Genomic DNA, 9,892 nt, shown 5'->3' with positions numbered 1-9,892 from the left:
GCCACCGTGGAAGAGATCATGGAGGTGCTGAAGCTCTGCCTGGCGCAGGGGGTCGAGGCCTGCAACCTGGCGGTGCCCATCCTGGACGAGGAACTGCAGGCGGCTTCCGGCGATCAGCACCTGGCGGCGGTCATCTAGACGAATGCCGCCTCGCAGAGGGCTGGCCGTGCCTGGGACGGGGGCTGTTGTGTCGCTCGGCGATCTCGACTTCACGATCGCGCGGCTGGGCGAGTGCCGCTTCCGCTCGCCCTTGTGCGGCGTCCGCTTCGTGGGCGACGACGAGCGCGTCCTCTACCACGCGCGTCTCGAGGACATGCAGCCCTGGCTGGCGGAGGGCGCGGCTCCTCCCGCCATGGAAGCCGCCGGGCCGCGGGCGAAGCTGTTCTTCGATCCCGCCCAGGTCGCCTGTGGGGTCGTCACCTGCGGCGGCCTTTGTCCGGGACTGAACGACGTGATCCGCTCCATCGTCCTGAGCCTCTATCACCATTACGGCGTAGACAAGGTCTATGGCTTCCGGTTCGGGTATGAGGGCATGGTTCCCAGCAGGGGACAGCCGCCGCTGCAGCTGACACCGGATGCGGTCGGCCGCATCCATGAGATGGGCGGGACCATCCTGGGATCTTCGCGCGGGCCCCAGGACCCGGCGGAGATGGCCAAGACCCTGCGGGAGCTGAAGATCGGCATCCTGTTCGCGATCGGCGGCGACGGCACCCTGCGGGGCGCGCAAGACCTCGCCGCGGAAGCGGCAAGGCAGGGAATGGTCCTCAGCGTCATCGGCATCCCCAAGACCATCGACAACGATGTCTGCTTCGTGCAGAAGACCTTCGGCTTCGAGACCGCGGTCACCGAAGCCCGGCGCGCCATCTATGCCGCCAACACCGAGGCGGAGGCCGCGGGCCGCGGCATCGGCCTGGTCAAGCTCATGGGCCGCGACTCCGGCTTCATCGCCGCCTACGCGGTGCTGGTCGACAGCCACGCGGACTTCTGCCTGGTTCCCGAGGTTCCGTTCACCCTGGAGCGCTTCCTGGACGAGCTGGAGCGGCGGCTCGAGCGGAAGGGCCACGCCGTGATCGTGGTGGCGGAAGGCGCGGGACAGGAGCTGATGGCGAGGACGGGCGAGCGCGACGCTTCCGGGAACGTCAAGTACGGCGACATCGGAGTGTTCCTGCGGGACGCGATCCAGAGGCACTTCTGCCGGGCGGGCAAGGAGGTCGGACTCAAGTACATCGATCCCAGCTACATCATCCGCAGCGTGCCGGCGAACCCGCATGACTCGGCCTTCTGCCTGCTCCTCGGGCACAGCGCCGTGCATGCGGGCATGAGCGGAAGAACCAACATGGTCGTCAGCTTCTGGAACCACCAGTTCACCCACGTCCCCATACCCCTGGCCGTGTCGCAACGGAAGAAGATCGATCTCCGGGGGGTGCTGTGGAACAGCGTGCTGGCCACCACCGGACAAGCGCACGACCTGCGCTGAGGCTCCCGGAGCCGGACCGCAGAGCGCGGAACTAGCAGTTTTGCCAGTTCTGCGGCGCGTGCGGCCCCTCTTACCCTGAAGGTGTCGGCGGGCGGCCAAGCTGGCCGCCAGCAAGCATCATCCTGACAATCGTCTGCCGGCTTCGGTCACGCTGGTCAGGCGCGAGGAGCGGCAGACACCCCGCAGGAGAACAGAATGACATCCTCAATCCTGAAATCGCTGAGACAAGCCGCAGCGCTGTTCCTCATCTGCGCGCTGCCTGTGGCTACGTTGCCGGGGGGCACGGGCCCGCGCCCGTATGGGCCGCAGCAACCGGCTCCCGCCTCAGACACGTCGGCCGCCATTCCACCCGACCAACTGGATTCTCTGGTCGCTCCCATCGCCCTTTATCCTGACCCGCTGCTGGCGCAGGTGCTGGCGGCCTCCACCTATCCGCTGGAGATCGTCCAGTTGCAGCAGTTCTTGGACAAGAACACGAGCCTGACGGGCCAGGCGCTCACCAACGCGGTCATGCAGCAGAACTGGGACCCGAGCGTGCAGGCGTTGGCCGTCCTGCCGGACGTGGTCAAGGTGCTCTCGGAGAACATCAAGTGGACCGCGGACCTGGGGAACGCCTTCCTGGCACAGCAGGATGACGTGATGAACGCGGTGCAGCGCATGCGCCTGAAGGCGCAGGGCAAAGGACAACTGAAGACCACCGAACAGCAGACCGTGCAGACCAAGGTCGTGGAGAACCAGACCTATGTGGTCATTGAGCCCTCCAGCCCCGACGTGGTCTACGTTCCCAGCTACGATCCCATGGTGGTTTACGGCGAACCCGCCTATCCCTATCCGCCTGTTTACTATCCCGGCTACGTGGCCGGGAGAGCGCTCTGGTTCGGCGCCGGCCTGGCCATCGGCGCGGCCTGGGGCGGGGGCTGGGGCTGGAACTGCGGTTGGGGCGGCAACAACAACATCAATATCAACAACAACAACAATTTCATCAACAACTCCAACCGGCAGAACATCAACAATCCCAACCGGGGCCAAGGCGATCGCCCCTCTCAGCAGCCGTCCCGCGGTAACAACTGGCAGCACAATCCCCAGCACCGTGGCGGCGCTCCCTATGGGGACCGGGCCACCGCGAAGCAATACGGCGGCGCCGCTCGCGGAGACTCGATGGCCAATCGTCAGGCCAGCGCCCGGCAGAACATCGGCCAGATGGGTGGCCAGGGCCAGCTCGGCAACCGGCAACAAGGCGGCTTCCAGGGCGGCGCCGGCGGCTTGGGCGGCGCGGACCGCGTCGGCACCCGCGACGTCTCCCGCGGCGCCGGCAACGGCGCCTTCGGCGGAGCTTCCAGCGGGATGAGCGGCCCCAATGCTCGCGCCAGCCAGTCGCGGGGCGCCTCCAGCATGGGCTCCCGCGGCAGCAGTGGCCGCAGCGGCGGTTACAGCGGCGGCGGCAGGAGAGGCGGAGGCGGCGGTGGCGGACGGCGGCGCTAGCCAGACCGTCAAGGAGAGAAAACGATGAGATCAACATGGATTACGAGATCGTGCAAGCCGACCCTCTTCGCGTGGGTCGTTCTCCTGGCGTGTGTGCTGGGCGCTCCGTTGGCAGCCATGGCGCAAGCCAAGGCGGCGCAAAGGGGATTCGACACCCCGCAGGCGGCCGCCGATGCCTTGATCCAGGCGGCCGGCGCCTTCGATGTGGCGGCCCTCAAGCAGATCCTGGGGCCGGGCAGCGAAGACCTGATCGCCTCCAAGGACCCGGTCCAGGACAAGGAGCGCGCGCTGGCTTTCGTGGCCAAGGCCAGCGAGAAGACCGCGGTGCAGGCCGAGTCCTCCAAGCGCGCCATCCTGGTGGTGGGCAACGAGAATTGGCCGCTGCCCATCCCCATCGTCCAGCGCCACGGCAAGTGGTACTTCAACACGCGGGAAGGACGCCAGACCCTCCTGCTGCGCCGCATCGGGGCCAACGAGCTGGATGCCATCACTATCTGCCGCGGCTTCGTGGAGGCACAGCTCGACTACGCGGCCACGCCCCACGACAACTCCGGCGTCAACCAGTACGCGCAGCGCATCCTGAGCACCCCCGGCAAGCAGGACGGCCTGTACTGGATGAACCCCGATGGCACGCCCGGCGGGCCCATCAGCGACGCCATCGCCAAGGCGATCCAGGAGGGCTACTCCACCAGCAACCCGTCGGGATACCACGGCTATTTCTTCAAGGTGCTGAAGGGGCAGGGTCCGGCGGCGCCCCTGGGAGAGATGGACTTCGTCATCCAGGGCATGATGATCGGAGGATTTGCCCTGGTGGCGGCCCCGGTCGAGTACCGGGTCACCGGAGTCAAGACCTTCATCGTCAGCCACGATGGCATCGTGTACCAGAAGGACCTGGGGCCCAACACCCTGAACATCGTCAAGAGCATGGAACGCTACAACCCGGACAAGACCTGGACTCGCACCACCGACAACTGGCCGGGGGAGTCCTCGGAAGCGACGGCGCGGCCGCCGCAGTGAGCCGGAAGAAATGAAGACCAGATAGGCGCGCGGGGGGAGGGCCACCTTCCCCCGCGCACCGGTCTCCCCCGCTCTTTCGAGCGGTGCGGCAGGCCGGCGTTTCGGTTCGGCCTGCTTTCTTTTGCGAGAACTCACGCTCGCTTTCCCGCGTACGTAGGGGAACAGGTGGTCGTCCTCCGCCGTCTTGCTTCTGTGGGGCCCGGGCTTTCGTCCCTTTTCCCGGACCTCGCGGCGGCGGGTGGCATCTAAGGTTCCTATCCGGCGCGGGAGGATAACCGTTTGCGGTCTGGAGCGTCTAAGAGAAGAGGTGGGGGTGTGCGGTGAAGGAGCTGCTCGGACGACGCAGCCGCTGGGCCCTGGTCCTGCTGGGCGCGACCCTGCTCGGGATCTTCTTCGCCACCCAGAACTACATCGCCATGGCGTCGGTGGGCCAGCCAGTGAGCTGGCTTCGCGCTCTGGCCGTCGCCCTCTGTGACTGGTACCTGTGGGCTGCGTTCACTCCCCTGCTGGTGTGGCTGGCCGGAAGGCTCCCCTGGGACCGGCACAACTGGCCCGGGCGTCTGGGCCTGCACCTGCTGGCCGGCACTCTCTTCACCCTGTCGCACCTGGCGCTGTTCGCGGTGCTGGCGCCGCGCCTCGGCAACTTCGCCCGGACCTACTCCTACGAGTACCTCTTCCGCGCCTTCTTCGACCTGAGGTTCAGCTCCGACTTCCTGACCTATTGGATGATCCTGGGGCTGATCCACGCGCGCAACTACTACGTCCAGTCCCGGGACCGGGGGGTCCACGCGTCGCAATTGGAGACGCGGCTGTCGCAGGCGCGCCTGGAGCTGCTGAAGATGCGCCTGCATCCGCACTTCCTGTTCAACACGCTGCACGCCATCTCCACCCTCACCCGCCGTCACCCGGCGTTGGCAGAGCGCATGATCAGCCGCCTCGGCGACCTGCTGCGCATGACCTTGGAAAACTCTGAGACCGAGGAGATCTCCCTGCAGCAGGAGCTGGAGTTTCTGCAGGGCTACCTGGAGATCGAGCAGATGCGCTTCCAGGAGCGGCTCACCGTCCACCTGGAGATCGACCCGGCGGCGCTGGACGCCAGCGTCCCCAACATGCTGCTGCAGCCGCTGGTGGAGAACGCGGTGCGCCACGGCATCGCCCGGCGCGAGGCGGGCGGACGCATCGACGTGCTGGCGCGGCGGGTCAACGGCCATCTGGAGCTGTCCGTGGCCGACAACGGCCCCGGCCTCGCCGTTCCTTGCGAGGCTGCCTTCCGGCGCGGCGTGGGACTCTCCCACACCCGCGCGCGCCTGCGCCAGCTCTACGGACCCGCTCACTTCTTCGTGCTGGGGGAGAGCGCCGGGGGCGGGCTGCAGGTTTCCCTGTCCATCCCCTATCGCCCGGCCGTCGAGCGGCCGGCGGAGGAGGGGTCCGGAGTCGGCGATGAAGCTGCGCACGATGATCGTGGACGACGAGCCCTTGGCGCGTGAGCGCCTGCGCACCCTGCTGGGGCAGGATGCGGAGTGCGAGATCGTGGCCGAGTGCGACAGCGGGAGCCAGGCCATCGCCCTCATCCGGGAGCACCGGCCCGACCTGGTCTTCCTGGACGTGCAGATGCCGAACGTGGACGGCTTCGGGGTGCTGGCCGGGCTGGAGCCGGAGCACCTGCCCCACGTGATCTTCGTCACCGCCTTCGACCGGTTCGCCCTGCGCGCCTTCGAGAATCACGCTCTCGACTACCTGCTCAAGCCTTTCGACGAGCCGCGCTTCCACCGCGCCCTGCAGCATGCCAAGCGCTGGATCCGGAGCCACCCGGAGGGAGAGAACGGCCGCGTGGCCGGCCTGCTGCGCGCCGTGAACGAGGGGCACAAGTACCTGGAGCGCATCGTCATCAAGAACCGCGGGCGCATCTCCTTCGTGCCCACCGAGAGCATCGACTACATCCAGGCGGCGGGAAACTACGCCGAGTTGCGGGTCGCCAATGAGTCCCACCTCTTGCGCCGCACCATGCAGGCCCTGGAGGCCGAGCTCGATCCCGAGAAGTTCGTCCGCATCCATCGCTCCACCATCGTGAATCTGTCGCGCATCAAGGAACTGCAATCCTCCTCCGGCGGCGATTACGTGGTGGTGATGAACGGCGGCGCCCGCCTCACCCTCAGCCGCAGCTTCCGCGACCGCCTCAGCGGCGTGCTGGGCATGGACACCTAGCCCGCTCTCGCCCCGCAAACCGTGCCGGAAATGCTACATTGAAGTTTCATGTCGGCGCCGCGATCCATCTTCGTGAAGGCCTGCCGGGCCGAGCCCGTGGAGCGCACTCCGGTGTGGTTCATGCGCCAGGCCGGCCGCTACATGAAGGAGTACCGCAAGGTCCGGGGAAAGCACTCCCTGATCGAGATCTGCAAGCAGCCCAAGCTGGCGGCCGAGGTCACCATCACCGCCGCCGAGAAGCTGAAGGTGGATGCGGCCATCATCTTTGCCGACCTGCTGCTGCCCCTGGAGGTCATGGGGATGCCCTTCCGCTTCGAGGCCGGCGAGGGCCCGGTGATCGAGAAGCCGGTGCGCGAGGCGAAGGACATCGGGCGCCTGCGCAGCGACCGCGCCGATGAACTGGGCTACGTGGCCGAGTCGGTGGCGCGGGTGGTCAAGCACTTCGGCGCCAAGCTGCCGGTGATCGGCTTCTGCGGCGCCCCCTTCACCCTGGCCAGCTACATGATCGAGGGCGGGGGCTCGCGCCACTACGTCCACACCAAGACCCTGATGTACCGCTCGCCCGCAGCCTGGGACGAACTCATGAAGAAGCTGGTGGCGGTGCTGGCGGAGTACTCGGCCGAGCAGGTCGAAGCCGGCGCCGACGCAGTGCAAGTCTTCGACAGTTGGGTGGGCTGCCTGGGGGTGGAGGACTACCGCCGTTACGTGCTGCCACACGCTCGCGAACTGGTCGGGCGCATCCGTGCGACCGGCGCGCCCGTCATCTACTTCGGCACCGACAGCGCCACCCTGCTGCCCTCCATGCAGGAAACCGGCGCCGAGGTCATCGGGCTGGACTGGCGCATCCCGCTGGACGAAGGCTGGCGGGCGCTGGGCTTCCGCGGGGCGGTGCAGGGAAATCTTGACCCGGTGGCGCTCTTTGCCGACAAGAAGGAGTTGCGGGCGCGGGCGCACGAAGTGCTGCGGCGCGCCGGCGGCCGGCCGGGGCACATCTTCAATCTCGGCCACGGCATCCTGCCGGAGACCCCGGTGGAGAACGTGCGCGCCCTGGTGGAGTTCGTGCGCGACGACGCGGAGAAGGCATGAGCGGCGACCTCAACGCGGTCCTGCTGCTGGCCCACGGCAGCCCCGAGCGCGTGGAGGACATCCCCGAGTTCCTGCGCAGCGTGACCGGGGGACGGCCCATGCCGGAGGCGGTGGCCAAGGAGATCCAGAATCGCTACAGCCTGATCGGGCGTTCGCCCCTGACCGAGATCACGCTGCGCCAGGGCGAGGCCCTGGCCCGCGAACTGAAGCTGCCGGTCTACGTAGGCATGCGCAACTGGAAGCCCCTGATCGGCGATGTGGTGCGGCAGATGGCGGCGGCGGGGGTCGCGAAGGCGGTCGCCATCTGTCTCGCGCCGCAGAACTCGCGTACCAGCGTTGGACTCTACAAGCGCGCGGTGGAAGAGGGCCAGGCGTCCTTCGCAGTCGATTTCGTGGACAACTGGCACGACCACCCGCTGCTCATCCGCGCCTTCGCCGAGAAGCTGGCCGCGGGCTGGCAGCGTGCCTGCCGGGAGCTGGGCGCGCGCGTGCCCGTGATCTTCACAGCGCACAGCGTGCCCAAGCGTACCATCGCCGAGGGCGATCCCTACGAGGAGCAGGCGCGCGAGACCGCCGCGTTGGTGGCCATGGAATTGCCCGAACTCACGGTGGACGACTGGAGTTTCGCCTTCCAGAGCCAGGGCATGTCGGGGGGCGAGTGGCTGGGGCCCACGGTGGAAGAGACCATCCGCGGGCTGAAGGCCAGGGGAAACAAGGCGGTCTTCGTGCAGCCCATCGGCTTTCTCTGCGACCACGTGGAGGTGCTCTACGACGTGGACATCTTCTTCCAGGAGTTCGCAGCCAAGGAGGGCATGGCGCTGCGGCGGGCGGAGTCGCTCAACGACTCTCCCACACTGATCGCAGCGCTGGCCGAGGTGGCGCGCTCGCGCCTGGCGGGCGAGGCCCCAGCGCAGAAGAAGCTGGTGCAGATCTCGGGGACGCCGCCCACCTGATCCCATGAAGCGCGTAGCCATCGTCGGGGCCGGCATCTCCGGGCTGGCGGCAGCCTTCTACCTGGAGCGCGCGCGCGGCCAGGGCGCGGAGGTGGAGTACGTGCTCTTCGAGCGTGACCGCCGCCCGGGCGGGGTGATGCGCACCGACCGCGTGGGCGGCTGCCTGGTGGAGGCCGGACCGGATTCCTTTCTCACCGAAAAGCCCTGGGCCACCACCCTGTGCCGCGACCTGGGCATCGAAGACCAGCTCATCGGCTCCAACGACGCCCGCCGCAAGACCTACATCGTCACCCGCGGGCGCCTGGTCACCATCCCCGACGGGCTGCAGTTCATGGTGCCCACGCGCATCCTGCCCATCCTGACCACGCCGCTGTTTTCTCTGTCGAGCAAGCTGCACATGGCGCGGGAGTGGTTCTCGAAACCGCGGCCGGACGAGGGCGACGAGAGCGTGGCCGCGTTCGCGGAGCGCCACTACGGGCGCGAGATGGTGGAGCGCATGGCCGACCCGCTGCTGGCCGGCGTCTATGGCGGCGAGGCCTCGCGCCTGAGCGTGCGCGCCGTGCTGCCGCGCTTCCTGGAGATGGAAAAGAAGCACGGCAGCCTGAGCCGCGGCATGCTCAAGGCTCGCAAGCACGCCGAGCGCCGCCACGGCCCACCGCGCCCGCTCTTCAGCTCGCTCAAGGACGGCATGCAGCAACTGGTGGACGTGCTCCTGACCCGTATCGAGGCGCGCGCGCTGCGCTCGGGAGCGGTGCTGGCGGCGCTGGCGCGCCGGGGAGAGCGCTGGCTGGCGACGCCGGCGGGCGGCCCGGCAGAGGAATTCGACGCCGTCATCGTGGCCACGCCCGCCTATGGCGCGGCGGAATTGCTGCGCGAGACTTCGCCCGAACTGGCCGCGCTGCTCGCCTGCATCCGCTACAGCTCCTCGGTCACGGTCGCGTTGGGATACGAAGCCGCGAAGCTCTCCGAGAAGGAACGCCGGGTCCTCGACGAGGGATTTGGTTTCCTGGTGCCGCGCGCAGAAGGGAAGCGCATGCTGGCCTGCACCTTCGTGCACAACAAGTTCCCCCACCGCTGTCCCGAGGGCTGGCGGCTGCTGCGCGTCTTTTTGGGCGGCGCCAACGTAGAGAACCCTGAGGGCTCGAACGTGTTGCAGCTCAAGGACGAAGAGATCCTGGGGACGGTGGCGGAAGAACTGCGCGGCATCCTGGGCCTGGGGGCGGAAGCGGCCTTCGCGCGCGTCTATCGCTGGCCGCGGGCCATGGCGCAGTACGAGGTCGGCCACCTGGAGCGCGTGGCCGAGATCGAGCGCCTGCGGCGCAGGCTTCCCGGGCTGGCCCTGGCCGGCAACGCCTATGGCGGCATCGGAGTGCCCGACTGCATCCGCACCGGCATGGACGCGGTTACTTCCGTAACCCAGGCGCTCTTCCCCGGCGGGCAACAATCCGTTGCCGCCCGTGTTATCTAGCCTCAAAGGGGAATGAAGAGCCATGCACTCGAAGAAACACTTTGCGATCCTTGCGACGGTCCTTCTTCTCGGCGGGACGATGCTGTGGGCGCAGCAGGCGCCGCCCGACCACTCCCACATGGACATGCCGGGGATGGACATGTCGGGGCACAACATGCAGGAGATGAACAGCAGCATGAGCGCCATGTCCTCCCAGCACATGGA

General features: G+C 67.8%; 9 protein-coding genes. All 9 read left to right on the top strand.

Features of this window, described 5'->3' with window-relative positions:
- Positions 1 to 187: 187 nt before the first annotated feature.
- Positions 188 to 1,477 carry an ATP-dependent 6-phosphofructokinase gene (locus tag VEG08_09475; GenBank protein HXZ28211.1) on the top strand — a complete coding sequence of 430 codons (1,290 nt, stop codon included), beginning with the start codon at positions 188 to 190 and terminating at the stop codon, positions 1,475 to 1,477.
- A 195-nt stretch (positions 1,478 to 1,672) separates the two neighbouring features.
- A complete protein-coding gene (locus VEG08_09470; protein HXZ28210.1) occupies positions 1,673 to 2,959 on the top strand; it encodes a DUF3300 domain-containing protein in 1,287 nt (428 codons plus the stop codon).
- Between the two features lie 117 nt (positions 2,960 to 3,076).
- On the top strand, positions 3,077 to 3,976 hold the full coding sequence (locus VEG08_09465) for a DUF2950 domain-containing protein (GenBank protein HXZ28209.1): 900 nt from the start codon (positions 3,077 to 3,079) through the stop codon (positions 3,974 to 3,976).
- 320 nt (positions 3,977 to 4,296) lie between these two features.
- Positions 4,297 to 5,463 (top strand): histidine kinase, encoded by a 1,167-nt coding sequence (locus VEG08_09460; protein ID HXZ28208.1) that lies wholly within the window; start codon positions 4,297 to 4,299, stop codon positions 5,461 to 5,463.
- Positions 5,417 to 6,181, top strand: coding sequence for a response regulator (locus VEG08_09455; protein ID HXZ28207.1), 765 nt, complete (start codon positions 5,417 to 5,419; stop codon positions 6,179 to 6,181). The genes VEG08_09460 and VEG08_09455 overlap by 47 nt, the downstream gene beginning before the upstream one ends.
- 48 nt (positions 6,182 to 6,229) lie before the next feature.
- A complete protein-coding gene (hemE, locus tag VEG08_09450) occupies positions 6,230 to 7,267 on the top strand; it encodes a uroporphyrinogen decarboxylase (GenBank protein ID HXZ28206.1) in 1,038 nt (345 codons plus the stop codon).
- The gene (gene hemH, locus VEG08_09445) at positions 7,264 to 8,220 is read left to right on the top strand and encodes a ferrochelatase (GenBank protein HXZ28205.1); all 957 of its coding nucleotides are present in this window, start codon (positions 7,264 to 7,266) and stop codon (positions 8,218 to 8,220) included. Before hemE ends, hemH begins: the two co-directional genes overlap by 4 nt.
- A gap of 4 nt (positions 8,221 to 8,224) precedes the next feature.
- A complete protein-coding gene (gene hemG / locus VEG08_09440; GenBank protein HXZ28204.1) occupies positions 8,225 to 9,688 on the top strand; it encodes a protoporphyrinogen oxidase in 1,464 nt (487 codons plus the stop codon).
- A 22-nt stretch (positions 9,689 to 9,710) separates the two neighbouring features.
- The coding region (locus VEG08_09435) for a hypothetical protein (protein HXZ28203.1) at positions 9,711 to 9,892 on the top strand (182 nt) is incomplete at its 3' end.

This window comes from Terriglobales bacterium (genome assembly GCA_035624475.1).
GTDB lineage: Bacteria > Acidobacteriota > Terriglobia > Terriglobales > Acidobacteriaceae > DASPRL01.
This window is presented reverse-complemented; position numbering and strand designations above follow the sequence as displayed.

What these genes read in the sequence shown, in the direction of transcription:
- VEG08_09470 (HXZ28210.1), top strand. Translation starts at nt 1,673, where the DNA reads ATGACATCCTCAATCCTGAAATCGCTGAGACAAGCCGCAGCGCTGTTC.
- VEG08_09465 (HXZ28209.1), top strand. Translation starts at nt 3,077, where the DNA reads ATGGCGCAAGCCAAGGCGGCGCAAAGGGGATTCGACACCCCGCAGGCG.
- VEG08_09455 (HXZ28207.1), top strand. Translation starts at nt 5,417, where the DNA reads ATGAAGCTGCGCACGATGATCGTGGACGACGAGCCCTTGGCGCGTGAG.
- hemE (HXZ28206.1), top strand. Translation starts at nt 6,230, where the DNA reads ATGTCGGCGCCGCGATCCATCTTCGTGAAGGCCTGCCGGGCCGAGCCC.
- hemH (HXZ28205.1), top strand. Translation starts at nt 7,264, where the DNA reads ATGAGCGGCGACCTCAACGCGGTCCTGCTGCTGGCCCACGGCAGCCCC.
- hemG (HXZ28204.1), top strand. Translation starts at nt 8,225, where the DNA reads ATGAAGCGCGTAGCCATCGTCGGGGCCGGCATCTCCGGGCTGGCGGCA.